Below are 25,292 nucleotides of genomic sequence, written 5' to 3'. Positions count from 1 at the left end.
TCATGGCAACGATCATAGGATTAAGTGGTGGTATCGCCAGTGGCAAAACCACCGTGGCTAACCTCTTCAACGAACATTTTAATATTGATATTGTCGATGCTGATATTGTGGCTCGTGAAGTCGTAGCACTGGGCAGCGAAGGTCTCAAACAGATTACTGCTCATTTTGGGGAGGCTATCTTACTTGAAGATGGCACGCTCAACCGAAGTAAACTGCGTGAGCTAATCTTCTCAGATCCCAAACAGAAGCTGTGGCTCAATGACCTCCTTCATCCCATGATCCGCGATAAAATTGACAGTGACCTGTCTAAAGTGACCTCTCCTTATGCTTTATTAGTAGCACCTCTATTAATTGAAAACCATATGCAAGGCATGGCCGATCGCGTATTAATTGTTGATGTGCCAGTAGAAGTACAAATAGAGCGTACGATGAATCGTGATAACGTTTCTAGGGAACAAGTTGCGTCAATTTTAAAATCACAGGCTTCAAGAGAACAACGCTTAGCAGTTGCAGATGATGTGATTAAAAACCATACTAAAAACCAAGAACTTTTGCCTCAAATCACAGATTTACATCAAAAGTATCTGGCAATCAGTACAGTAGATGGGTCAGAATAGAACAATGTTGAATGAAGGTTTGCTCGATGATCACCCACAAATTTGAACATCCTCTAAATGAGAAAACACGAATCTACTTAAGAGTTGAATCACTCTTGAGGCAGCTGCACTTGTCTTCTACATTTTCCGATGCTCAACAGTATCAACTCTTTTTCCGTTCGATCTTTGATCTGATTGAAATCTTTGAACAGATCCAACTCAAAAGCGAGCTCGCAAAAGATATTGAGAAGCAGCGTGTAACCTACAAAAGCTGGTTAGATGTTGAAGGTGTCGATCAAGAAATGCTGACTTCACTGCTCAACGACATTAGCAATATCTATCGTGAATTGATGCAGGCAGAGCGTTTTGGCCAGTCACTTAAAGAAGACCGCTTCCTAAGTGCTATTCGTCAACGCTTTAACCTACCTGGTGGCTCATGCTGCTTTGATTTACCTGCGCTACATTATTGGTTACACCTTCCTCTCGATAAGAGAATGAGAGACGCCAAAACGTGGATGGATAGCCTACAGCCTTTGTATGAGGCGCTAACGCTATGGCTGAAACTAACCAGAGAAACAGGTCACTTTAAAGATCAAATTGCACGTGCTGGTTTCTTCCAGAGCGATGCTGATGAAGCGAATATCCTACGTCTTTCTATTCCAATGCAATACGGCGCCTACCCGATGATCTCGGGGCACAAAAACCGTTTTGCCGTTAAATTCATGAGCTTTGAGACTGGACAAGCCTGCACTCAAGATATCGAATTTGAATTAGCAATCTGCACCTAATTAATTGTCTTTTATCGTTTGGCTTGAGTACTTATTCAGGCCTAAACTCATTGTTATTGTACCTCCAAATAAAGAATCACTATGTCGAAAAAAATCACCATCGTTAAATGCCCTCAATGTAATGCTGACGTTGAATGGGGTGAACAAAGCCCACATCGCCCGTTTTGCAGCAAGCAATGTCAGATGATTGATTTTGGAGAATGGGCAGACGAAGAGAACAGTATCGCTGGCGCACCGGATATGTCGGATAGCGATGGTTGGTCAGAAGATCCGTACTAAGCGAATAGCGAATAGAATTTTAAGGATTGGCGTTTAACGTCAGTCCTTTTTTTATTGTCTCTAACATGGCGCTAGTAGAGATTCCCTACTCCTTCGTCAGTCTAGGGAATGACGGTTAAATATGAGTTTAGGTTTTGTCCGTAACCCTCAAGAGCAAGAGATGAGCGAGCTGGGGATCTCCTACCTACGATACGCTAAGTAGCAGGCACAAAAAAGCGGAGCCAAATGGCTCCGCTTTTATCGATAGAATGCAAAAAGAATTACTTCTTAGTAAGCTTCTCTTTAATACGAGCTGACTTACCAGAACGCTCACGTAGGTAGTACAACTTGGCACGACGTACTGCACCACGGCGTTTAACTTCGATGCTATCAACCATTGGAGAGTGAGTTTGGAACGCACGCTCTACGCCTTCACCGTTCGAGATCTTACGAACTGTAAATGCAGAGTGTAGACCACGGTTACGAATAGCGATTACAACGCCTTCGAAAGCCTGTAGACGCTCACGGTCACCTTCTTTTACCTTAACCTGAACTACAACAGTGTCACCTGGTGCGAATTTAGGAAGGTCTGATTTTAGTTGCTCTTCTTCAAGAGCCTTGATAATGTTGCTCATTTGTATAAATTCCTAGAATAAACTGATACTAAATTTAATAGGTTACTGCTTGCTTTTCGTTAAGAGCGATGCTCTTTAATGAATTCAGCCAGTAATTGTTCCTGTTCGTCAGTCAGAGCTAGGTTTTCCAGGAGTTCTGGTCTTCTTAGCCAAGTTCGGCCCAGCGATTGTTTCAACCGCCAGCGACGAATATCCTTATGGTTTCCAGACTTGAGTACCGATGGCACATCTTTATCGTCTAGCACCTCAGGGCGCGTATAATGGGGACAATCTAGCAAACCATTTGCAAAAGAATCTTCTTCTGCTGAAGCGAAATCTCCAAGTACACCCGGAACAAACCGAGATACTGAATCAATCAACGTCATGGCTGGTAGCTCACCACCCGTCATCACAAAATCGCCAATCGACCATTCTTCGTCGACTTCAGATTGAATGATGCGCTCATCTACCCCTTCATAGCGACCACAAATAAGAAGTAAATTCTCGTTTGTTGCCAGCTCTTCAACACCTTTTTGGTCGAGTTTACGACCTTGAGGTGAAAGATAGATAACTTTCGTCTTCCCCGGTGCTGCTTGCTTGGCAGTTTTGATAGCGTCGCGCAAAGGCTGAACCATCATTAACATGCCAGGACCACCACCGTAAGGTCTGTCATCAACAGTGCGATGTTTATCATGAGTGAAATCACGAGGATTCCATGTCTCAATAGATAAAAGACCTTTCTTAACCGCTTGACCTGTTACTCCAAAATCAGTAACAGAACGGAACATTTCAGGAAACAGGCTAATTACGCCAACCCACATGTGTTCTCTCGCTCTGTAATTTGGAGTTAGAATCCAGGATCCCAGTCAACTTCGATCCGGCGAGCTTCGCGATCAACTTTCTTGATCACTTGCTCTTCAAGGTACGGTACTAACCGTTCCTTTTGGCCAAAAGCATCTTTAAGATTTGCTTTGATTACTAGAACATCGTTCGAGCCAGTTTCTAACAGGTCAGTGACCTCACCAAGGTTGTAGCCTTTAGTTGTAAAAACTTGCATACCAAACAATTCGCGCCAGTAGAATTCATCTTCTGACAATTCAGGTAACGAAGCAGGGTCAATAGCAATTTCAAAGTTAGTCATCAGTTGCGCGTCTTCACGAACATCTAATCCCGCTAGCTTACATACATAACCTTGGCCATGACGTTTCCAGCTCTCAACTTTGTACTCAACCCACTTACCCTTTAGGTTTAAATACCAAGGGCTGTAATCAAATATGCTTTCAGCATTGTCTGTGTAGGAGAACACTTTAAGCCAGCCACGAATACCATAGGTAGACCCAAGTTTACCCATGACAATTCTATTGTTTTGCTCGCTCATAGTTTCTTTACCCTTCATCGACATAAGCTATTTCTCTTTAAAAAAGAATTAAGCCGCTTTTTGAGCGTCTTTAACTAGCTTAGCTACACGATCAGATAGAGATGCGCCTTGACCAACCCAGTGGTTAACACGATCTAGGTCTAGACGTAGACCTTCTTCTTGACCTTGAGCAGTAGGGTTAAAGAAACCTACTTTCTCGATGAAACGGCCAGTTGCAGCGTTACGGCTATCCGCAACTACGATTTGATAAAATGGGCGCTTCTTTGCACCGTGACGTGCCAAACGAATGGTTACCATGTCGTCCTCTTTGCTTTCTTAATAAAATAATTAACCCCAAGTATAAGTAAATAGCTTGGGGTCTCGTGCCAAATTAAAGCCCCGGAATTTTACTCTTATTCCGGTGCAATGCAAGGGCTTTAGCTATTTTTTCACCAACATAGCTGCCGAACACTTTCTGTGACACGGCTAACACTATGAAAAGTAACGTAGCTAAAGGTTACATTTGTAGATTATCGACCAAACGGGTTAAAACCACCACCCATTCCGCCCATACCTCCACCGCCGCCCATCATGCCTTGCATGTTGCGCATCATGCCTTTCATTCCACCTTTTTGCATTTTCTTCATCATCTTCTGCATTTGGGTGAACTGTTTAAGCATACGGTTTACATCTTGTACCTGAGTACCAGAACCAGCAGCAATACGCTTTTTGCGAGAGCCTTTGATTAGGTCAGGGCGTTGACGCTCTTTCATTGTCATAGAGTTGATGATCGCTTCCATCTGCTTGAACATCTTGTCATCAACTTTATCTTTAACGTTATCTGGTAGCTGAGACATACCTGGAAGCTTATCCATCATGCCCATCATGCCGCCCATATTTTGCATCTGACCAAGCTGTTCACGGAAGTCTTCTAGGTCAAAACCTTTCTTCTCTTTGAACTTCTTCGCCAGTTTCTCTGCTTTCTCGGTATCAACGTTCTTTTGTAGGTCTTCAATTAAAGACAGTACGTCGCCCATACCTAGGATACGAGAAGCAACACGATCTGGGTGGAACGGTTCTAGTGCATCAGTTTTTTCACCAACACCTAAGAATTTAATCGGTTTACCCGTGATATGACGAACAGACAGTGCAGCACCACCACGCGCATCACCATCAACTTTCGTCAAGATAACACCGGTTAGTGGTAGAGCATCACCAAAGGCTTTAGCCGTGTTCGCTGCATCTTGACCTGTCATAGCATCAACAACGAATAGAGTTTCTACTGGCTTAATTGCCGTATGAAGCTCTTTGATTTCGCCCATCATCTCTTCATCGATAGCTAAACGACCCGCCGTATCGACAAGCAGCACGTCGTAGAATTTCTTCTTCGCATGGTCGATTGCAGCGTTTGCAATATCAAGAGGCTTTTGATCCGCTGAAGACGGGAAGAAGTCTACGCCCACATCGCTTGCTAACGTTTCAAGTTGTTTTATCGCCGCAGGACGGTAAACGTCGGCAGACACAACCAATACTTTCTTCTTGTCACGCTCAGTCAGGAGCTTAGATAGCTTACCTACCGATGTGGTTTTACCCGCACCTTGTAGACCCGCCATTAAGATGACTGCTGGCGGTTGCGCTGCTAGATTAAGAGCTTCGTTAGACTCACCCATCACCGCTTCAAGTTCAGCTTGAACGATCTTAATGAATTCTTGACCCGGTGTTAGAGATTTAGATACCTCAACACCCACAGCGCCTTCTTTTACGCGCTTAACAAAATCACGGACAACTGGCAATGCAACGTCGGCTTCAAGTAGCGCCATACGTACTTCACGCAGCGTCTCTTTAATATTGTCTTCGGTCAGACGACCTTTACCGCTGATGTTCTTCAGCGTTTTGGATAGACGATCCGTTAAATTATCAAACATAGTTTTCTCTTCGCTCAAAACTGCGACTATTACTGTGAGTATACATTAGCGCGGATTAGAGTCATACCCGTTGTAGAGCGTTAATCATCCGTGCTTGTGATGTGAGACATTATTCACTTGGAATTGAATGAGGTTCACCATAGCCCCAAAGAGCGATGCGAGGTATAATTCGCCAATTAGTAATCATTTAAATGGATACCATGGACAGTCTTATTGCGATCGCAGCAGCCTTTCTTTATATAATGGCGATTTCCACGATCATTCCAGGTCTCGTGCACCAAACAGGGATCCGTGTAAAAACGGTGCTTATCAGCGCATTACTTGCTCTAGTTTTTCATGCTTTGTTGCTTGGCGATTTGATTTTTAATGCCAGTGGCCAAAACCTAAGTATCTTGAACGTTGCTTCATTAATCAGTTTAATTATCTCTGTGGTAATGAGCGGTGCCATGCTCAAAACCCGTTTGTGGTTCATCTTGCCCGTTGTTTATAGCTTCGCTGCGTTGAATTTGATGGCGGCCACTTTTCTTCCAAGCACCTTCATCAAACATTTAGAGAACGATCCAAAACTGCTCGTACACATCTCTTTGGCGTTGTTCTCGTACGCAACGCTTACCATCGGTGCGCTATACGCCCTACAGCTCGCTTGGCTCGATCACAAACTTAAAAAGAAGAAAGCCCTAGTGATAAACCCTAACTTACCTCCTTTAATGATGGTGGAAAGGCAGCTTTTCAAGATCATTTTGATTGGTAATGGTTTATTAACGGGTACTTTATTGACTGGCCTTATCTTCGTACAAGATATGTTTGCTCAAGGAAAAGCACACAAGGCTGTATTGTCTTTTATCGCTTGGGTTATCTACTCCATCCTTTTGTGGGGTCACTACCAGAAAGGTTGGCGTGGACAAAAAGTGACTTGGTTCGCCTTAGCAGGTGCCAGCATGCTGACATTAGCCTACTTCGGTAGTCGCTTCGTTCAAGAAATAATCCTGAACTAATCTGTAAAATAAAGGCAAGGTCTCGTGTACCTTGCCTTTAATATATTGAGTGCAAGACATTCAATTGACATCTCGGCCATGTTCGGTCATAAATTAATCAAGATACACAAATAGGAAAAGAATAGTTTTGGACGACATATCAACGGGTATCTTATTTGCGCTACTCGCGTGTCTCATTGTAATTTCTGGTTATTTTTCTGGTTCAGAAACGGGCATGATGTCCTTGAACCGCTACCGTTTAAAGCACTTGGCCAATACGGGTCATAAAGGTGCGAAGCGTGTAGAAAAACTTCTGAACCGCCCAGACAGATTGATTGGCCTCATTCTCATCGGTAACAATCTCGTCAATATTCTAGCATCAGCGATCGCGACTATTCTAGGTATGCGCATCTACGGGGATATCGGTGTGGCTATCGCTACAGGTGTCCTGACTCTCGTGATCCTTGTGTTTGCCGAAGTCACCCCAAAAACCATCGCCTCTCTGTTTCCTGAACGTGTCTCTTACGCCAGCAGTATTCTATTGATGATACTGATGAAGGTACTGTCACCACTGGTGATTTTAGTGAACTTCATTACTAACGGGTTCATTCGTATCTTAGGAGTCAAAGCCAGTCACGATGCAACCGACCACTTAAGCTCAGAAGAGCTGAGAACCGTGGTAAATGAAGCGGGAAGCTTAATACCTCAGCGTCACCAAGATATGTTGGTCTCTATTCTAGATTTAGAGCACGTCACCGTGAATGACATCATGGTGCCACGTAATGAGATCACCGGCATCGACATCAATGATGATTGGAAATCAATCGTCCGCCAACTGACTCACTCACCTCATGGCCGTATCGTGTTATACCGCGATCAAATAGATGAAGTAGTTGGCATGCTGAGACTGCGAGAAGCTTATCGTTTGATGCTTGAAAAAAACGAGTTCAATAAAGAGACGCTGTTACGTGCTGCAGATGAGATCTATTTTATCCCTGAAGCGACACCACTCAACATTCAACTACTGAAATTCCAACGCAATAAACAGCGTATCGGTTTAATTGTTGATGAGTATGGCGATATTAATGGATTGGTTACACTAGAAGATATTCTTGAAGAGATCGTTGGTGAGTTCACGACTTCAATTACACCTAGCTTGTCGGAAGAAATCACTCCGCAAAGTGATGGGAGCTTCTTGATTGAAGGTAGCGCTAACATCAGAGACATAAACAAAGGCTTACAGTGGGCTCTGCCTACCGACGGTCCAAGAACGCTTAATGGTTTGATATTAGAGCACCTCGAAGATATTCCTGAGAGCCACTTAAGTGTTCAAGTTGCGAGTCACCCAATGGAAATCGTAGAACTTGAAGAGAACCGTATCAAACTGGTTCGCGTGTTCCCGCAGGTCGTGAATGGGTAATGATTGAGTGACCACTATCGGTTGAGAGCAATTGCTTACTCTCACGCTTAGATAAAAATAGATTGATAAACAAAAGAAGGCCCGGTTCATCGAACCGGGCCTTTTAATATCTAGCTAATTTAAAATAAATCTAAATGATTAGTCGATTTTAAGCTCTTGTAGCATAGACTCTGGCAACGCCAGTTCGTCATTTTTGTTTACAGAGATACCAGCTGAGATGATCGCATTGGCAATCTCTTTCGCTTCATCCAAAGAATGCATTGCCGCAGTACCACATTGGTATTCGTTCAACTCAGGAATTTTATTTTGATTCTCAACTTTCAGCACATCTTGCATTGCTGCCAACCAGCCGTCCGCTACCTGTTGCTCTGTAGGTGTACCAATTAGGCTCATGTAGAAACCAGTACGACAACCCATCGGTGAAATGTCGATAATCTCTACATCTGAACCGTTCAGTTGATTACGCATGAATCCAGCATATAAGTGCTCAAGCGTGTGGATACCTTTCTCAGATAGGATATCTTTGTTTGGCGCAGTAAAACGCAGGTCAAACACAGTGATGGTATCCCCTTTCGGGGTTTGCATTGTTTTAGCAACACGAACGGCTGGTGCGTTCATGCGTGTGTGATCAACAGTGAAACTATCTAATAAAGGCATTGCTCTTCTCCATGACGGTTGGCTTTAGAAAAACCAACTTCGATTGTCTTCCAGTTCTTTGCGGCACTGTTTAAGTTGCCAGCCATAATCTTTTGCTTGTTGTTCTACTTTGCGAGCCACCTTAATTAAAGATGGTTTGCTGTTGTATGATTTACGCTTATAACCACCACGCCCTTCATGATAAGCCAGGTATTGGTTATAAGGATCCCACAAAGAAATTCCAAGCTGACGGCGCGTCTCGTTGGTGTACCAACCAATGAACATCAATGCATCATCGAAGTTGGTTCTTGAGCCACCGTTATTGGTCGCTTTTTGGAAATCTTCCCAAGCAGGATCTTGAGCTTGCGCATAACCGTAGGCACTACTTACACGCCCCCAAGGAATGAAGCCCAGAATATAATCTTTTGGTGGGCGCGCATCATGACGAAAGCTACTTTCTTGTTTCACAAAAGCCATCGCTACGTTGATTGGTGTGCCCCACTTTTCTTGCATATCCAAGGCATCTTCATACCACGATGGGTGTTCTCTGAAGATGCTACACAGATTATCTTGCTGTTTAGGCGGTGGCGTTGCACAGCCAACCAACAGGCTAGAGACAACACCAACAGTTATGACAGGTAACCATTTACCACTCGCATGAGTAGGCTGACCTAATAAGGCTTGCTTCCTTTCCACCAAAGTCTCGCTATGCTTTTAAATACGAAAAATAATCCGCTAAGAAGCTATCAAAGTCTTGAGTGCTAGCTTCTTCACTTTGTTGCTGAGCAATCATAGAGCGTTGAACTTCCGCTTCCATCAACTCAGCTGAATACACTTTGTACTGGTGCGCTTTATGTTGCTGAGCGTAAGTTTTTCCTAACGCACAACCTACATTACCCAAACCACCTAATTTTTTGGTTTCTTCAAGCAACTGACCTGAAATAGTCAGCTCTGGATTATCAATCCAAGTTTCAAGCGTATCGCAAGTTTCTTGGTAAGCGCGGCCACCTTGCTCTGCATCCATCATTTCAGCAATAGAACGCAAATCTTTGAATACACGCTTAGCCCAGTCTTGTAATGATAGTCTCTCGCCGTCACAACCAATTTTCAGTTCTAAACCAACCTGACGACCTTCTAAGATTACCTTGTTCCAGTTATCTCGCCAGCATTCCAACTCACAATTATCCATCTCAGCAGAGTCTGTTAACACGCTCCACGTTAGGAACAGGTCAAGGAAACGAACCTGCTGCTCATTGATACCAACTGAACTGAATGGGTTTACATCTAAAGAACGAACTTCTATGTACTCAACACCACTGCGAGCCAATGCTTCAGACGGCTTCTCACCGTTTTTCGCTACGCGCTTAGGGCGAATTGGCGCATACAGCTCATTCTCAATTTGAAGAACGTTAGTATTAAGTTGACGATATTCACCATCAACCTTAGTACCAATCTCAGCGAACTCTTCTGATGGTGTACGAATCGCTTCATTCAAACCTTCGAGGTACTGACCTAGGCTGTTGAAACCAATTTTCAATACACTTTGAGCGCTGTTAGTGTAGCCAAGATCACTCAGGCGAAGTGCCGTTGCTTTTGGCAGGTATAGTGTCTCACCAATTTTTTCAAAAGGTAGGTTTGTTTCTCTTCCTTTAATGAAAGAAGGGCACAATGCCGGTGAAGCACCAAAGAAATATGGGATTAACCAACCAAAACGGTAGTAATTACGAATCAAACCAAAGTACGCATCTGACTTAGCTTCACAACGCGCTTCTTCTGTTTGCTCACCAAACAAGCTATCCCAGAAACTTTCAGGGAAAGAGAAGTTAAAATGAACACCTGAAATGATTTGCATCAGACTACCGTAGCGGCGCTTTAAGCCTTCACGATATAGCGTCTTCATTTTTCCGTTGTTAGAGGTGCCGTATTGCGCCAGCTGAATGTCATCTTCACTCCCTACGTAACAAGGCATTGAAAGCGGCCACATTTTCTCGCCATCTAACTTGGTTTGTGTGAAATGATGGATATCAGATAACTGATTCAAAAGAGTCGGAACGTCGTTAGAAACAGGCGTAATAAACTCCAGTAGCGACTCGGAAAAATCGGTCGTTACCCATCCGTTCATCAACGCAGATCCCAAAGCCTTTGGGTGCGGCCCAGTAGCAAGATGCCCATCTTCCGTGTAGCGTAACGTTTCCCTTTCAACACCACGACCAAATTGAGAGAAGGTCTTAGGGTTGGTTGCAACTTGCTTTAGTCGCGCAGCAAAATCAGTCAAAATTCAGTTCACTTATCTTATATCGTTCTGATTAGAACTATCATAAATTAGGTTGGAGGAGAAAAGTAGAGTCTATTCCCTCCCCCTTTAATGTGTACTCTAACGAATGATTTCAAGCTCTTCTATTGGAATATCTAACTTTTCTAATTGAGGACGAAGCGAAGTCGCATCGCCAACAACAATTATTTGATAATCATTCGGGTCAAACCATTTCTTCGATAGCTCGTTTAACGTCTCTTTTGAGACGGTTTCAACTATCTGATTACGTTGTTGTAGGTAATCTTCATCTAGGCTCAATGCGACAATATTACTCAACAAACCAGCCTTTTGACTTGGTGTTTCGTATTTAAGCGCATCTTGTTGACCGACGGCAAGGCGCATAAATTTCACCTCTTCGTCAGTTAATCCACTCTGACTAAACTCATTCAGTTCATTAATAAACTCTTGAATCGATGGAACCGTCGCATTGGCTCTCACTTGAGCACTAAATACTACGGCACCGGTTTCTCGAGTACTCGCGAAGTAACCGCTTGCACCGTAAGTGTACGCCTTGTCTTCACGTAAGTTTTGGTTAATGCGGCTATTGAAGTTACCGGCCAAGTTAAAGTTGGCTAGCTGGCTCAAATACAACTCACCAGTCGCGTCGAAAGGTAAACCTTTACGCACTAAACGAACGATGCTCTGTGGTGCTCCTGGCTTATCCACTAAGTACAAACGTTGCCCTGAAAGCTCTTTGATGATCTGAGGACGCGTTAGTGGTGCCGCATCGCCTTGCCATTGTTCGAAGAATTGAAGCTGCTTGCTGGCCTCTTTCTTCGAGATGTCGCCTACAATAACAATATTAGCCCCCTCAGGAGTATAGTGCTGACTGTAAAACAGTTTTACATCGTCTAAGGTTAACGATTCTAAAGAGGCCTTAGTACCATCACTAGTTCGACCAAAGATGCTGTTGCCAAACAAAACTTCACGTGTGGCTTGAGAAGCCATCCAGCTTGGTTGTTGATGCTGATAAACCACCCCTTCTAACATCTGTTTCTTAACGCGTTCGAAATCTTGCTCATCAAACTTAGGCTTAAATAGAACCTCTTCTGCTATTGCTAAGGTTTGAGGCAAATTTTTCTCTAACGTTGAGATAGAAATATCCGTGGTGTAGCTGCCCGCGTTTATGCTAACGCTACTGCCCAATTTATCTAAGGTTGCTTGTAACTCTTCAACCGTTCGTTGAGTCGAGCCTTCCTCCATCATCGCTGCGGTTAGGTTTGCTAGGCCTTCTTGACCTTGACGAACATAACGCTCACCAGCAGGAAGCTGAATTTGTAGCTGTACTGTCGGTGTTTCATTGGTCTCGGTACCAATCAAGTCAGTACCGTTTGCAAAGTGCATGCGATAAAGATCAGGCATAGTTGCTTCAACACCAAAGTTCACTTCAGGCATCACACTGCGATCAAAAGTATTCGGTGCTTTTCTGATATCAAGCTGATCTTCCGTTACCTTGCTGTATTCAGGCAGAGTACGATCGGGGGTAGTGAAAGTGGCTTCACGAACCGCTAAATCGAGCTGTTTTTTCGGAACGACACTCAACGTCACCTTATGCTTACCCTCGATAAAATCTTGATAAGCTTTGCTAACACTTTCAGGCGTAACCGCTCGAATTTGATCTAACTGCGATTCAATACGATCCGGTTGGCCATAGAAAGTTTGATTAGAAGCGAGTTGTGACACCTTGCCTTTGACACTTTGCAGCGCAAAAACCGCATCCGCTTCAGCCATACCAGTAATTTGGTCTAAACGCTCTTGTTCAACACCCTCTTTAGAAAATTGTTCTAAGGTATCCATCAATTCTTTATTAAGAACCGTCAAATCACCTTTTTTACCCGAGTTGCCCATCGCATAAACATACATAGTACAAGCGAGTTCAGCACAATCATGGAAAGATCCTGCGCTTACTGCTTTTTGTGTTTTTACTAGGTTTTGATACAGGTAACTGTTGGTACCAGAACCCAATACGTTAGACAAAGCATTTATTGACGCTTGTGTTTCTTCACCGCGATAAGTCGTCGGCCAGCCGACAAGCACCATCGGCTGACGAATATTATCTTCTAGGGTGATGTATTTATCTTCTTTTAGTATCGCTGGTTGCTTCTCTGCAGCCTTAACTTCCGGGCCTCTAGGGATAGGACCAAAATACTTGTTAATCCACTCTAGCGTGTCATCAACATCGATATCACCACCAATCGTCAATACTGCATTATTTGGACCATACCAACGTAAGAAGAAAGCCTTAAGATCATTCACATCAACGCGGTCTAGATCTTCAACATAACCAATTGGTTGCCACGAATATGGGTGGCCTTCAGGGTAAAGAGCTTCACCCATTCGTTCCCACATTAAACCGTAAGGGCGGTTTTCATAACTCTGAGCTCGTTCGTTTTTAACCGTGCCTCTTTGAACCTCAAATTTCTTTTGAGAAACCGCGTCCAATAGGAAACCCATTCGGTCTGATTCTAACCACAACATTTTCTCAAGTTGGTTAGAAGGAACCGTTTCAAAGTAATTGGTACGATCGCGGTTAGTAGTGCCGTTTAGCGAACCACCCGCTTCGGTAATAATCTTAAAGTGTTGCTGGTCACCGACGTTCTCAGAGCCTTGGAACATCATGTGTTCAAAGAAGTGTGCAAAGCCCGACTTCCCAATCTGTTCACGAGCAGAACCGACGTGATAAGTCACATCGACATGCACCAATGGATCAGAATCATCAGGGGAAAGAATAACAGTTAGACCATTCTCAAGTTGATACTTAGTATAAGGGATCACAACTTTATCTTTGGAAGGTTTAACTTCTTCTAATAAAGTGACGCCTTCCGGTAATGAAGAAAAGAAGGGTGTTGAGCTAGGTACATTGTAAGAACAGCCTACGATGGCGATAAGAGAAAATGTACCAAGTAAAACCTTTTTCATAGGTTCTCCTTAGAAAAAACCGAAGTAAATAGCAGCTAGTAAGCTATAGCGAGCGGCCTTGCCAATTGCTATCAAGATAACGCTAGGGATGAATTTCATTCTTAGCCAACCCGCAGCAAAACACAACGGATCACCAATGATCGGTAACCAACTAAACAACAGAGTCCAATAACCATAGCGGCTCAGCCAAGCCATAGCCTTATGACCATGTTTTTCAGATTCAGTTCGGTTAGGCAACCACAAACCAATCCAATAATTGGTCAAGCCGCCTAAGGTATTGCCAAGTGTCGCCAAAAGGATAATCGATGATGTTGAGAACTGATCTAAGCTCAAGGCAGCCACAAGGCTTGCTTCTGAACCGCCGGGTAACAATGTGGCACTCAAAAAGCCACTGATGAAGAGTACCCAAAGCGCTGAATCTGAAAACCACAACGCTATATTTTCAAAAAGAGAATTGAAAAACTCTAGCACTGCATATCAACCTTCTTGCATTTTAAGTAGTACCTTGCCTCTGGTGTGTCCGGTTTCAACCTGTAGGTGAGCCGACTGCGCTTCGTCTAACGGGTAAATACCTTGAATTTCTGTTTTGAGCAATCCAACGCTAACCATGTAAAGCATGGTATCCATTTGCTCTGGGTTTGGCTCAACCAGCATACCTGATGCAGTAAAGCCTAATAATGTTGCTTTTTCGCAAATCAATTCAGCAGATAAAGTTGGGACTGTCACAACTCTTGCACCATCTTTTAAGCACTTCAGTGCATCAAGAGCGGTGTCTCCACCGACAAGATCGATCAAAACATCAACATCAGAGACTCGTTCAGATGCCGGAGCAAATTTATAGTTGATCGCATGAGCCCCTAATGTCGCTAGGTAATCAAGGTTGGATTCACTACAAGTTGTGTAGACTTCAGCTTTTGCCGCCACAGCGATTTGAACCGCTAGGTGACCAACGCCGCCTGCCCCCGCCAGAATGAGTACGCGATCGCCCTCTTTCACTTCAGCTCTGTTTAGTGCTTGTGCTGCTGTTTGGCTAGCGAGTGGCAGTGCAGCTGCCGCTTCTAGCGTAACTGAATCAGGTACCATGCTTAAGGCTGCTTCTGGAACACACACATACTGGCTGTAGCCGCCACCTTGCAGTGGGAAACCAATAAAGCCAGCTACATTATCGCCAATAGCAAAGTGCTCAGTCTGATCGCCTACCGTGACGATTTGCCCTGAAATGTCGTAACCAGGAACCCAAGGAAGGTTCTCTTTGTTCTGCGCCGCGGCCCAACCGAGGCCTGCACGAGTTTTAACATCAATCGGATTAATGCCCGAAAAAGAAACTTTAACCACCACTTCTCCAGCTTTAGGCTCAGGAATAGCACGGGTTTGAATACTAAGGTTTTCGACGCCGCCGAATTGAGTAATCGCTATCTGTTTATTTTCCATTTCCACATTTCCTTGATTGATAAAGCCCTAGTGAGCAAACACCCTAATTGATAAAAAGAAAGGGATGCGAAAGCATCCCTTTGACTATAAACCATTTAATAAGGCTAAGTTAACCGCTCATTCGTAAATTGACGACCAATTAACGTAACGATACATGACCTAGTATTTTATTAGCCTACTAGCGCTAATAAAATACCCGCAGCAACCGCACTACCAAGTACACCAGCCACGTTAGGTCCCATTGCATGCATTAACAAGAAGTTCTGAGGGTTTGCCTCAAGTCCAACCTTGTTCACAACACGAGCCGCCATCGGAACGGCTGATACACCAGCTGCACCAATAAGTGGGTTAATGTCTTCTTTCGAGAAGCGGTTAAGCACCTTCGCCATCAAGACACCACCGGCCGTACCAATACTGAACGCCACGGCACCTAAACCGAGAATACCAAGCGTCTCTAGGTTCAAGAACGTATCTGCTTGAAGCTTAGAACCAACGCCTAGACCTAGGAAAATAGTCACGATGTTAATCAGTTCATTTTGGGCTGTTTTTGAAAGACGATCCACTACACCAGCTTCACGCATTAAGTTACCCAAACAGAACATACCTACGAGAGGTGTTGCTGAAGGTAGGAACAAAATCGTCATCAATAGCACAGCCAGCGGGAAAAGAATTTTCTCTGCTTTGCTAACATGACGAAGTTGAGCCATCTTAATCTTACGTTCTTCCGGTGACGTTAACGCTTTCATAATTGGAGGCTGAATAATAGGAACCAAAGCCATGTAGCTATATGCCGCTACGGCGATTACGCCTAATAGATCAGGAGATAACTTACTCGCCAAGAAGATCGCAGTTGGGCCGTCGGCACCACCAATGATCGCAATTGACGAAGCATCTGCCATCGAGAACTCCATTCCAGGAACATAATTCAGCAAGATTGCACCAAATAATGTTGCAAAGATACCAAACTGAGCAGCAGCGCCTAGCCACAGTGTTTTAGGGTTCGCAATTAACGCACCGAAGTCCGTCATAGCACCAACACCCATAAAGATTAGTAGTGGAAAAATACCCGTCTCAATACCTACGTAGTAGACGTAGTAAAGCAAACCACCAGGCTCAGTAAATCCAGCATTTGGAATGTTTGCTAATACTGCACCAAAACCAATAGGTAACAACAATAAAGGTTCAAACCCTTTTCGAATTGCCAAAAACAACAATAAGCAACCAACCAGCATCATACAGATTTGGCCGAACTCAAAGTTAGCAATTCCTGTTTCAGACCATAAGGTCATCAATCCTTCCATGGTACTCCCTTACGCCAAGCTTAGTAGTGGAGCGCCTACAGTAACTGCATCGCCTTCTTTAACATTCAATTCTTGAACGGTACCACCACGAGCAGCACGAACTTCCGTTTCCATCTTCATCGCTTCCAAGATAAGCAGAACATCGCCTTCAGCAACCTCCGCACCCGGTTGAACGATAACTTTAAAGATGTTGCCCGCCAATGGCGCAGGTACGGATTCCGCATCAGACGCTGCCACTGGTGCCGTTTGAGTCGCTTGAGCCGGTTTTGCCGATGGTGTTACTGATGTAAGTTCACCTTGTGGGCCAACTTCAACATCATAAACTTGACCATCAACCTTCACGCTATAGCTTTCAATACCACCAGAAGCTTGTACAGGAGCTGCTGCAACTGGAGACGCTGTTTCTAGTGTTGGCGCAGGCTCAAATGCTTCAGGGTTATGACGATTCTTAAGGAACTTAAGACCTACTTGTGGGAACAATGCGTAAGTAAGAACATCATCAACCGTGTCTTCAGCTAATGAAATACCGTCTGATTTTGCTTTTTCTAAAAGCTCTGTCGTTAGCGTATCCATCTCTGATTTAAGTAAATCAGCAGGGCGACAAGTGATTGGCTCAGCACCATCGAGAACTTTAGCTTGGAGTTCAGTATCAACTTCAGCTGGAGCTTGACCGTATTCACCTTTCAGTAGACCAGCCGTCTCTTTAGTGATGCTTTTATAGCGTTCACCCGTTAGCACATTGATAACCGCTTGAGTACCGACAATCTGAGAAGTTGGTGTTACCAAAGGAATGTACCCAAGCTCTTTGCGTACGCGTGGTATCTCTTCCAGTACCTCATCCATACGATCGGCCGCGCCTTGCTCTTTCAGCTGGCCTTCCATATTGGTTAGCATGCCACCAGGAACTTGAGCAATTAAAATACGAGAATCCACACCTTTTAACTGACCTTCCCATTTTGCGTACTTTTTACGTACATCACGGAAATAAGATGCAATAGGCTCAATCTGATCAAGTTTAAGGTTAGTATCGCGCTCAGTACCCTCTAACATCGCCACAACAGTTTCAGTTGGCGTGTGACCGTAGGTACAGCTCATTGAAGAAATAGCGGTGTCTAGAATATCGATTCCCGCTTCAACGGCTTTAACCGCGGTTGCTGTCGATAGACCTGTTGTTGCGTGGCTATGTAGCGCTAGAGGCACGTCACACGACGCTTTGATACGAGTAATCAGCTCTTCAGCTTCATACGGCTTCAATAAGCCTGACATATCTTTAATACATAGAGAGTGACACCCTAAATCCTCTAAGCGTTTAGCCAAATCAACCCAAGTATCTGAGTTGTGAACCGGACTGGTTGTATAAGACAAAGTACCTTGAGCGTGACCACCAACGTCGATCGTTGCTTTCACTGCTGTTTCAAAGTTACGTACATCATTCATCGCATCAAAGATACGGAAAACATCCATACCATTCTGGTGTGCACGTTCAACAAACTTTTCGACTACATCATCCGCGTAGTGACGGTAACCCAGCAGGTTTTGACCACGCAGTAGCATCTGCATTGGTGTGTTTGGCATCGCTTTTTTCAGTTCACGCAAGCGCTCCCATGGATCCTCTCCAAGAAAACGGATACACGAATCAAACGTCGCTCCGCCCCAAGTCTCTAATGACCAGTAACCGACTTTATCCAGTTCTGCCGCAATTGGCAGCATATCTTCGATACGCATACGAGTAGCAAATAGTGACTGGTGCGCGTCACGAAGTACCACATCTGTGATAGCTAGTGGTTTAGACATGCTCATAAACTCCTTTTTAATCCTTTAAATGCTACTTAGCAGTAGACGCACGGTATTGATGAACCGCGGCCGAAATTGCTGCCACAACTTGTGGACTAACAGCTGAAGGGTTTGATTGTGATTTTTTAATTTTTTTAGGTGCTGCGATCGGTTCAGGTACTTCTTCTGGTACCAGTTTTGACATCAACCGAACGAGGTAAACTAGAATAGTTAGGAAAATAAAGACAACGGACATACCCGTTATCATTAGAGTTGCCGCATCTCCTAGCAGGCTTCCAATATTAGTCATGTTGCTTCCTTTCTTCGTCATCCTGACATGTGCGCAGGATTTCAGCGAATAGTTATCCCGACCCATGGATTATCTCGATTGCTAAAAGTTTGTCAATTTTGTTTAAGGTTCTGTTACGGATAACGCACACATCAGGTTAATTATTCGCCTATCAGATCACATAAATCTGTTAAATACGTCATTTTTAGATATTTAAACTGTGACTTAAACGGGGCTCTTCTGAGAAATGATATGAGAAAGGTAGAATAAGAAGGAAGCACTCAAGAACTACTTAAAATACAATAAGTTAAATAATCATTAAATTTAACATTACAGCAATAATTTTATGGCAAGTATAAAAAAAGCCTCGCATAAACGAGGCTTTTTTTAATAATGTGGCGCGCTCTGGAGGATTCGAACCTCCGACCGCCTGGTTCGTAGCCAGGTACTCTATCCAGCTGAGCTAAGAGCGCACGGTTTTAATATCAATTTATTGTTAGTAACAACATATCAATATAAGGATTTCATTCTCATAAGAAAGAAGCCCTAAAGAGTGGCGCGTCCTGGAGGATTCGAACCTCCGACCGCCTGGTTCGTAGCCAGGTACTCTATCCAGCTGAGCTAAGGACGCGCAGTTTTCGATATCGGTATTTCCAATATCAGGAGTTCACAAGGAAACCCTAAAGAGTGGCGCGTCCTGGAGGATTCGAACCTCCGACCGCCTGGTTCGTAGCCAGGTACTCTATCCAGCTGAGCTAAGGACGCGCAGTTTTCGATATCGGTATTCCCAATATCAGGGGTTCATAAAAGAAACCCTAAATAGTGGCGCGCTCTGGAGGATTCGAACCTCCGACCGCCTGGTTCGTAGCCAGGTACTCTATCCAGCTGAGCTAAGAGCGCACGGTTTTAGTATCAATTCGCTGTAAACAACTATTCAATACAAGGGTTTCTATTCTTAGTAAGAAAGAAGCCCTAAAGAGTGGCGCGTCCTGGAGGATTCGAACCTCCGACCGCCTGGTTCGTAGCCAGGTACTCTATCCAGCTGAGCTAAGGACGCGCAGTTTTCGATATCGGTATTCCCAATATCAGGGGTTCATAAAAGAAACCCTAAATAGTGGCGCGCTCTGGAGGATTCGAACCTCCGACCGCCTGGTTCGTAGCCAGGTACTCTATCCAGCTGAGCTAAGAGCGCACGGTTTTAGTATCAACTTGTTGTAATCAACAATTCAATACAAGGATTTTCATTCTCGTAAGAAAGAAGCCCTTAAATAGTGGCGCGTCCTGGAGGATTCGAACCTCCGACCGCCTGGTTCGTAGCCAGGTACTCTATCCAGCTGAGCTAAGGACGCACGGTGTTCATTCACTTAGAATGAAGTTGTGAAATATATCACATTCTTCTTGCTACGAAGAAAAAAAAAGGCCATCGGCCTGTAATGAATGGCGGTGAGGGAGGGATTCGAACCCTCGATGCGGCTACAAACCACATACTCCCTTAGCAGGGGAGCGCCTTCGGCCACTCGGCCACCTCACCTAATTCATTATTCCCAAATCACTTACAAGTAAGAGAAAAGAGAATGGCGCGTCCTGGAGGATTCGAACCTCCGACCGCCTGGTTCGTAGCCAGGTACTCTATCCAGCTGAGCTAAGGACGCACATTTACATTTGTCTAAGTTGCTAATTTTAGACTCGCAAGAAATGGCGGTGAGGGAGGGATTCGAACCCTCGATGCAGCTACAAACCACATACTCCCTTAGCAGGGGAGCGCCTTCGGCCTCTCGGCCACCTCACCGTCTTGCGGAGGCACATATTACGTTTTACCGAAAATATGTCAAACACTTTATTGAAAAAAATTGGACAAAAACACTCAACCGTTTGCTATTTAATCAAAGCGCTTGCAAATTGAACTTCCAAGATCAATTTAACGCATTTTCCCTTAAAAATTAAGGCGAAAGATTGACGATAATAAACAGTCGAAAACAATTATCTATTTTATCCAGTAACAAGTGTTACCGCTGTTTGCACCATACTACGGGATGCATTATTGCGCCATAGGGCAAGCTAACAAAACTTGAGTTTTAGCCAACAAATAAACCGTCAAACGAACGACTTCAATCACGTCTGTGTCTCACCACTTTATGAAGTATTCGTTTCACTGCCGCAGTGATCATCTAGCTGGTCGTCAATTTATATAGAAATACTCTTTTCTATTCTGCAAGATCAAAAAAGGCTAGCAATAATGCTAGCCTCTTCTCTACGCAAAAGTATTAGTAGTTGCCAGGTGCAACGTTACCATTACCTTTTTCAGCTTGAATGCGCATGTAAATCTCTTCACGGTGAACAGATACTTCTTTAGGTGCGTTAACACCGATACGTACTTGATTACCTTTAACGCCCAGTACAGTAACTGTTACTTCATCACCAATCATCAGTGTTTCGCCAACGCGGCGAGTCAAAATTAGCATTCTTTGCTCCTTGAGTAATCTCTAAATTTATCTAGCTACGAGAGCATTATCCAACAAAAGTTATATTTTCGTAAACTATCGATTGAGTTTATTTAACCAAAATGCACTTCTTTTTTAGGATAATCCTGTGTTTCACGCGCTACGATGTATGCATTGTGTAATATGTTAGCAGCCATATCGACTTGCGTTGGTGATATCACCAAAGTTAAAGACTGCTGCTGCAATAAGTGATGTTGTACATCAATTTCGCCTTCAGACAACAATCCATGTGAACTGACCACAATATCTTGTGTTCGGCTTCCTACCACAGTTAACAAACTAACCTGTTCACTATTACGGATTTTTTCGGCAAAAACTAGTTTTAATTTAGCACTTATGTCTTGTTTAATAATGAGCGCTGCCCGTTCTGTTTCCTCGATCACACTACAGACTTCGATCCCTAACAAATGGCATTGCGATATAAAAGACGGTAAATCATCATTCAAACACTCAATACGCACCATATCTCTTTGAATGGCGATGCCAGCGATCTCATTCAAACACTGATTGCCCGCAATTAACGTGCCCTCGCCTGATTCAAAACTTGATAGCACTCTCAATGGCAGATTATGTTGCCACGCATACTGGACACACGGTAGATGCAGCACTTTAGCGCCTCTACGGGCCATCTCTTCCATCGAGGGAAAATCTAGCGTATCCAGTTTTTTAGAATGCTTAACGACTCTAGGGTCACAAGAATAAACACCATCAACATCAGTATAGATTTGGCACTCTTTAGCCTGCAGTGCGCCCGCTAGTGCAACCGCCGTGGTATCTGAACCGCCACGGCCTAATGTCGTTATATCGCCTTTGGCACTGAAACCTTGAAAGCCAGCCACTACGACAATTTGACCATCATCTAACAGGGCTTGAATTGGAGCGGTATCAATACGCTCAATCGTCGCATTATTATGATTTGAATCGGTGTGTATCTTAGCTTGATAACCCGTCATCGATGTCGCTTCATAACCTAACTTGTGCAACGTCATCGCCAACAAAGCCATGGAAACTTGCTCTCCAGCCGTTAACAGCACATCCAGTTCTCTAGCGTTTGGTACGCTATCAATTTGCGAGGCTAAGTTAACTAACCGATTTGTTTCACCTGACATAGCAGAAACGACAACCACTACCTGGTTACCTTCATTTTTCGCTTCAATGATTTTATCTGCTACATGATGGATTCGCTCTATTGAACCCACCGACGTTCCACCAAATTTCTGCACGATAAGAGGCATTTTCACCCTTCCTCACCTTCCCAAGACCAATGTCTATATATGACAAAAAAACACTCGCTCCGCGTCATAGCGAAGCAATAAAAAATTAACCAAGGAGTCTAACGTTACCATTAGACTTCTTGGTTAATCTCAATCAAACCTTGTTTAAAGCTCTTGCTATAGGCAAAATAAAAGATGCCCAATCAATTGATTGGGCATCTTTATATCAATTACTTAAGCTTAAAGGCGCTCTTCAAGCCAAGTACGTACCGATTTAAGCGCTTCTGGTAGTGCTTCAACGTCTGTACCACCCGCTTGAGCCATATCAGGACGACCACCGCCTTTACCGCCAACTTGCTCAGCAACCATCTTAACGAGGTCACCCGCTTTTACTTTGCCAACAAGGTCTTTGGTTACGCCAGCAATCAAGCCAACTTTGCCGTCAGCGATATTCGCGATAAGGATGATGCCGCTACCTACTTGGTTTTTAGCGTTATCAACCATAGTACGTAGGTTCTTGTTGTCTGCGCCTTCAATTGCAGCAACCAAAACTTTAGTACCAGAGATATCTTCTACTTTGCCCATGATGTTTGCGCTTTCTGCCGCAGCCATCTTTTCTTTAAGCAGTTGGATTTCTTTCTCTAGCGATTTTGCTTTCTTAGCTGATTCAGCAAGCTTCTCTTCGTAAGCGTTAGCCTGAGCTTCTACTGCATCTAGAGCTGCTTCACCCGTTACCGCTTCAATACGACGAATACCCGCAGCAATACCACCTTCAGAAGTGATCTTGAATAGACCGATATCACCCGTGTTGCTTGCGTGGATACCACCACAAAGTTCAGTAGAGAAATCGCCCATAGATAGAACGCGAACTTCATCATCGTACTTCTCGCCAAACAGTGCCATTGCACCTTTTTGTTTCGCTGACTCGATGTCCATGATGTTGGTTTCAATCACGTGGTTCTTACGAACTTGTGCGTTAACCAAGCGTTCTACTTCTTTAATCTGTGCCGGTGTTACCGCTTCAAGGTTGGAGAAGTCAAAACGTAGATTGTCTGGCTTAACTAAAGAACCTTTCTGAGCAACGTGCTCACCTAGCACTTCGCGCAGTGCAGAGTGAAGTAAGTGAGTTGCAGAGTGATTCAGTGAAATAGCAGCACGACGCTCAGCATCAACGCGCGCTTCGACTTTATCGCCTTGAGCAAATACGCCTTCAATTAGCTCGCCGTGGTGTGCAAATGCGTTACCTAGCTTCTGAGTATCTTGTACTTTGAAGAGACCCGACGCAGTGCTTAGCGTACCAGCGTCACCACATTGACCGCCTGACTCTGCATAGAATGGTGTCTCTTCAAGGATGATGATTGCTTTGTCGCCAGCCGATAGTGAAGATACTTCTTCACCGTCAACGAATAGCGCAGAAATTTCACCAGCACCTTCAGTACTTGTGTAACCACAGAACTCAGTGTTCGTGTCTACTTTGATCGTCGCGTTGTAATCAGTACCGAACTGACCGGCTTCACGTGCACGCTTACGCTGTGCTTCCATCGCCTTCTCAAAGCCTTCTTCATCGATGGTAAAGTCGCGTTCACGAGCTACATCGTTCGTAAGGTCAGCAGGGAAGCCGTATGTATCGTAAAGTTTGAATACTGTTTCACCGTCAAGCTCTTTGCCTTCAAGTGCGTCTAGTGCGTCGTTAAGGATAACCATGCCGCGCTCGAGCGTGCGACCAAAGTTCTCTTCTTCAATGCGAAGTACTTTTTCAACAAGCTCTTGCTGTTTCTTAAGTTCATCTGCCGCAGAGCCCATCACTTCAGCCAGTACACCCACAAGTTTGTGGAAGAACACGCCTTGTGCGCCAAGCTTGTTACCGTGACGAACTGCACGACGAATAATACGACGTAGAACGTAGCCACGACCTTCGTTTGAAGGCATAACGCCGTCAGCGATTAAAAATGAACAAGAACGGATGTGGTCAGCAATAACGCGTAGCGATTGGTTAGATAGATCGTCATGACCCACAACTTCCGCTGTCGCTTTGATTAGCTTTTGGAATACATCAATTTCGTAGTTAGAGTGAACGCCCTGCATGATTGCAGAAATACGCTCAATACCCATACCTGTATCTACAGCAGGCTTAGGTAGCGGTTCCATTGTGCCGTCAGCGTGACGGTTGAACTGCATGAATACGTTGTTCCAGATCTCGATGAAACGGTCACCATCTTCTTCAGGTGTACCAGGACGGCCGCCCCAGATGTGCTCACCGTGATCGTAGAAGATTTCAGTACATGGACCACAAGGACCTGTGTCACCCATCGTCCAGAAGTTATCAGACTCGAACTGTTTACCGCCTTCTTTGTCGCCGATTCGAACGATACGGTCAGCAGGTACACCTACTTTCTTGTTCCAGATATCGAATGCTTCATCATCTGTCTCGTATACCGTTACTAGTAGACGATCTTTTGGCAGTTGAAGAGTTTCCGTCAGGAATTCCCAAGCAAACCCAATCGCTTCTTCTTTGAAGTAGTCACCAAAGCTGAAGTTGCCTAGCATTTCGAAGAACGTGTGGTGACGAGCCGTAAAACCTACGTTTTCAAGGTCATTGTGTTTACCACCCGCACGTACACAACGCTGAGCCGTAGTTGCTCGAGTGTAGGCACGTTTTTCGGCGCCTAAGAAGCAATCTTTGAATTGGTTCATACCTGCGTTAGTGAATAGCAGGGTTGGATCGTTATGTGGAACTAACGATGAACTGTCTACGATTTGGTGTTCTTTGCTCTCAAAGAACTTAAGGAACGCGTTGCGAACCTCATCAGTGCTCATGTACATGCAGCTCTTCCTGAAAATAGTCGAGTTAGAATTTTGCCGTATTGTAGATCATGGTTAAGGCTTCGACTAGTTTTCTTGTAGAAAAGACACCCTTGGGCAGGATTTTAGTTGAAATTCGATAAAACGTAGAATATTCCACTATATCTAGCCGTAGAAAAG

General features: G+C 44.2%; 22 protein-coding genes and 10 tRNA genes. 5 read left to right on the top strand and 27 right to left on the bottom strand.

Going from position 1 to position 25,292, the window contains the following annotated elements:
- The first annotated feature begins 2 nt into the window (after window positions 1-2).
- The 3 genes from coaE to yacG all read left to right on the top strand — a co-directional run bounded on the left by coaE (window position 3) and on the right by yacG (window position 1,663).
- Entirely contained in the window at window positions 3-617 is a 615-nt protein-coding gene (gene coaE, locus OCW38_RS02730; protein WP_010435920.1) for a dephospho-CoA kinase, read from the top strand.
- A 26-nt stretch (window positions 618-643) separates the two neighbouring features.
- Window positions 644-1,384 carry a cell division protein ZapD gene (gene zapD, locus OCW38_RS02725; RefSeq protein ID WP_010435917.1) on the top strand — a complete coding sequence of 247 codons (741 nt, stop codon included), beginning with the start codon at window positions 644-646 and terminating at the stop codon, window positions 1,382-1,384.
- 81 nt (window positions 1,385-1,465) lie between these two features.
- The gene (yacG, locus tag OCW38_RS02720; RefSeq protein WP_010435916.1) at window positions 1,466-1,663 is read left to right on the top strand and encodes a DNA gyrase inhibitor YacG; all 198 of its coding nucleotides are present in this window, start codon (window positions 1,466-1,468) and stop codon (window positions 1,661-1,663) included.
- A gap of 260 nt (window positions 1,664-1,923) precedes the next feature.
- Here the strand turns inward: yacG and rplS are convergent, their stop codons facing one another.
- The 5 genes from rplS to ffh form a co-directional block, all read right to left on the bottom strand.
- A complete protein-coding gene (gene rplS / locus OCW38_RS02715) occupies window positions 1,924-2,277 on the bottom strand; it encodes a 50S ribosomal protein L19 (RefSeq protein ID WP_004735514.1) in 354 nt (117 codons plus the stop codon).
- Window positions 2,278-2,336: 59 nt separating this feature from the next.
- Window positions 2,337-3,077 (bottom strand): tRNA (guanosine(37)-N1)-methyltransferase TrmD, encoded by a 741-nt coding sequence (trmD, locus tag OCW38_RS02710; protein ID WP_010435912.1) that lies wholly within the window; start codon window positions 3,075-3,077, stop codon window positions 2,337-2,339.
- 26 nt (window positions 3,078-3,103) lie between these two features.
- Window positions 3,104-3,658 carry a ribosome maturation factor RimM gene (rimM, locus tag OCW38_RS02705; RefSeq protein ID WP_016768202.1) on the bottom strand — a complete coding sequence of 185 codons (555 nt, stop codon included), beginning with the start codon at window positions 3,656-3,658 and terminating at the stop codon, window positions 3,104-3,106.
- 24 nt (window positions 3,659-3,682) lie between these two features.
- A complete protein-coding gene (rpsP, locus tag OCW38_RS02700; protein ID WP_004410028.1) occupies window positions 3,683-3,931 on the bottom strand; it encodes a 30S ribosomal protein S16 in 249 nt (82 codons plus the stop codon).
- Window positions 3,932-4,143: 212 nt separating this feature from the next.
- Window positions 4,144-5,538 (bottom strand): signal recognition particle protein, encoded by a 1,395-nt coding sequence (gene ffh / locus OCW38_RS02695; protein ID WP_010435884.1) that lies wholly within the window; start codon window positions 5,536-5,538, stop codon window positions 4,144-4,146.
- Between the two features lie 200 nt (window positions 5,539-5,738).
- Between ffh and OCW38_RS02690 the strand changes: the two genes are divergently transcribed.
- Together OCW38_RS02690 and OCW38_RS02685 are read left to right on the top strand one after the other, a co-directional pair.
- Window positions 5,739-6,533, top strand: coding sequence for a cytochrome C assembly family protein (locus OCW38_RS02690; protein ID WP_010435882.1), 795 nt, complete (start codon window positions 5,739-5,741; stop codon window positions 6,531-6,533).
- 127 nt (window positions 6,534-6,660) lie between these two features.
- Window positions 6,661-7,932: an HlyC/CorC family transporter gene (locus OCW38_RS02685; protein ID WP_010435880.1), complete on the top strand. Its 1,272-nt coding sequence runs from the start codon at window positions 6,661-6,663 to the stop codon at window positions 7,930-7,932.
- A 138-nt stretch (window positions 7,933-8,070) separates the two neighbouring features.
- Here OCW38_RS02685 and luxS read toward each other — a convergent pair whose 3' ends face one another.
- From luxS to alaS, 22 genes are all read right to left on the bottom strand, one after another.
- A complete protein-coding gene (luxS, locus tag OCW38_RS02680) occupies window positions 8,071-8,589 on the bottom strand; it encodes an S-ribosylhomocysteine lyase (RefSeq protein ID WP_010435876.1) in 519 nt (172 codons plus the stop codon).
- Between the two features lie 24 nt (window positions 8,590-8,613).
- Complete coding sequence (locus tag OCW38_RS02675; protein ID WP_010435873.1) at window positions 8,614-9,264, bottom strand: transglycosylase SLT domain-containing protein; 651 nt, start codon at window positions 9,262-9,264, stop codon at window positions 8,614-8,616.
- A 10-nt stretch (window positions 9,265-9,274) separates the two neighbouring features.
- Complete coding sequence (gene gshA, locus OCW38_RS02670; RefSeq protein ID WP_010435871.1) at window positions 9,275-10,843, bottom strand: glutamate--cysteine ligase; 1,569 nt, start codon at window positions 10,841-10,843, stop codon at window positions 9,275-9,277.
- Between the two features lie 99 nt (window positions 10,844-10,942).
- Window positions 10,943-13,801, bottom strand: a complete 2,859-nt coding sequence (locus OCW38_RS02665) for a M16 family metallopeptidase (protein WP_261894994.1) — start codon at window positions 13,799-13,801, stop codon at window positions 10,943-10,945.
- 9 nt (window positions 13,802-13,810) lie between these two features.
- Window positions 13,811-14,272 carry a YqaA family protein gene (locus OCW38_RS02660; RefSeq protein WP_016783767.1) on the bottom strand — a complete coding sequence of 154 codons (462 nt, stop codon included), beginning with the start codon at window positions 14,270-14,272 and terminating at the stop codon, window positions 13,811-13,813.
- Window positions 14,273-14,278: 6 nt separating this feature from the next.
- Window positions 14,279-15,232, bottom strand: a complete 954-nt coding sequence (locus OCW38_RS02655) for an NADP-dependent oxidoreductase (RefSeq protein WP_261894993.1) — start codon at window positions 15,230-15,232, stop codon at window positions 14,279-14,281.
- Between the two features lie 170 nt (window positions 15,233-15,402).
- A complete protein-coding gene (locus tag OCW38_RS02650; RefSeq protein ID WP_261894991.1) occupies window positions 15,403-16,533 on the bottom strand; it encodes a sodium ion-translocating decarboxylase subunit beta in 1,131 nt (376 codons plus the stop codon).
- Window positions 16,534-16,542: 9 nt separating this feature from the next.
- The gene (gene oadA / locus OCW38_RS02645; protein WP_261894990.1) at window positions 16,543-18,327 is read right to left on the bottom strand and encodes a sodium-extruding oxaloacetate decarboxylase subunit alpha; all 1,785 of its coding nucleotides are present in this window, start codon (window positions 18,325-18,327) and stop codon (window positions 16,543-16,545) included.
- Between the two features lie 31 nt (window positions 18,328-18,358).
- Complete coding sequence (locus OCW38_RS02640) at window positions 18,359-18,616, bottom strand: oxaloacetate decarboxylase subunit gamma (RefSeq protein ID WP_010435831.1); 258 nt, start codon at window positions 18,614-18,616, stop codon at window positions 18,359-18,361.
- Window positions 18,617-18,991: 375 nt separating this feature from the next.
- Window positions 18,992-19,068: transfer RNA gene (locus tag OCW38_RS02635), tRNA-Arg, on the bottom strand.
- A gap of 81 nt (window positions 19,069-19,149) precedes the next feature.
- Window positions 19,150-19,226 (bottom strand) — tRNA-Arg (locus OCW38_RS02630).
- A 57-nt stretch (window positions 19,227-19,283) separates the two neighbouring features.
- Window positions 19,284-19,360, bottom strand: a tRNA-Arg gene (locus OCW38_RS02625).
- 58 nt (window positions 19,361-19,418) lie between these two features.
- A tRNA-Arg gene (locus OCW38_RS02620) sits at window positions 19,419-19,495 on the bottom strand.
- An 80-nt stretch (window positions 19,496-19,575) separates the two neighbouring features.
- Window positions 19,576-19,652, bottom strand: a tRNA-Arg gene (locus OCW38_RS02615).
- A gap of 58 nt (window positions 19,653-19,710) precedes the next feature.
- Window positions 19,711-19,787, bottom strand: a tRNA-Arg gene (locus tag OCW38_RS02610).
- A gap of 80 nt (window positions 19,788-19,867) precedes the next feature.
- A tRNA-Arg gene (locus tag OCW38_RS02605) sits at window positions 19,868-19,944 on the bottom strand.
- Window positions 19,945-20,033: 89 nt separating this feature from the next.
- Window positions 20,034-20,126, bottom strand: a tRNA-Ser gene (locus OCW38_RS02600).
- A 44-nt stretch (window positions 20,127-20,170) separates the two neighbouring features.
- Window positions 20,171-20,247, bottom strand: a tRNA-Arg gene (locus tag OCW38_RS02595).
- A 44-nt stretch (window positions 20,248-20,291) separates the two neighbouring features.
- A tRNA-Ser gene (locus tag OCW38_RS02590) sits at window positions 20,292-20,384 on the bottom strand.
- 475 nt (window positions 20,385-20,859) lie between these two features.
- On the bottom strand, window positions 20,860-21,057 hold the full coding sequence (gene csrA / locus OCW38_RS02585) for a carbon storage regulator CsrA (protein ID WP_009847619.1): 198 nt from the start codon (window positions 21,055-21,057) through the stop codon (window positions 20,860-20,862).
- Between the two features lie 92 nt (window positions 21,058-21,149).
- Window positions 21,150-22,331, bottom strand: coding sequence for an aspartate kinase (locus tag OCW38_RS02580; RefSeq protein WP_010435816.1), 1,182 nt, complete (start codon window positions 22,329-22,331; stop codon window positions 21,150-21,152).
- A 219-nt stretch (window positions 22,332-22,550) separates the two neighbouring features.
- Window positions 22,551-25,133: an alanine--tRNA ligase gene (alaS, locus tag OCW38_RS02575; RefSeq protein ID WP_010435813.1), complete on the bottom strand. Its 2,583-nt coding sequence runs from the start codon at window positions 25,131-25,133 to the stop codon at window positions 22,551-22,553.
- Window positions 25,134-25,292 lie beyond the last annotated feature (159 nt).

Source organism: Vibrio cyclitrophicus (genome assembly GCF_024347435.1).
Taxonomy (GTDB): domain Bacteria; phylum Pseudomonadota; class Gammaproteobacteria; order Enterobacterales; family Vibrionaceae; genus Vibrio; species Vibrio cyclitrophicus.
The sequence above is the reverse complement of the archived record's forward strand: the minus strand, read 5'-3'. Positions and strand labels throughout refer to the sequence as shown.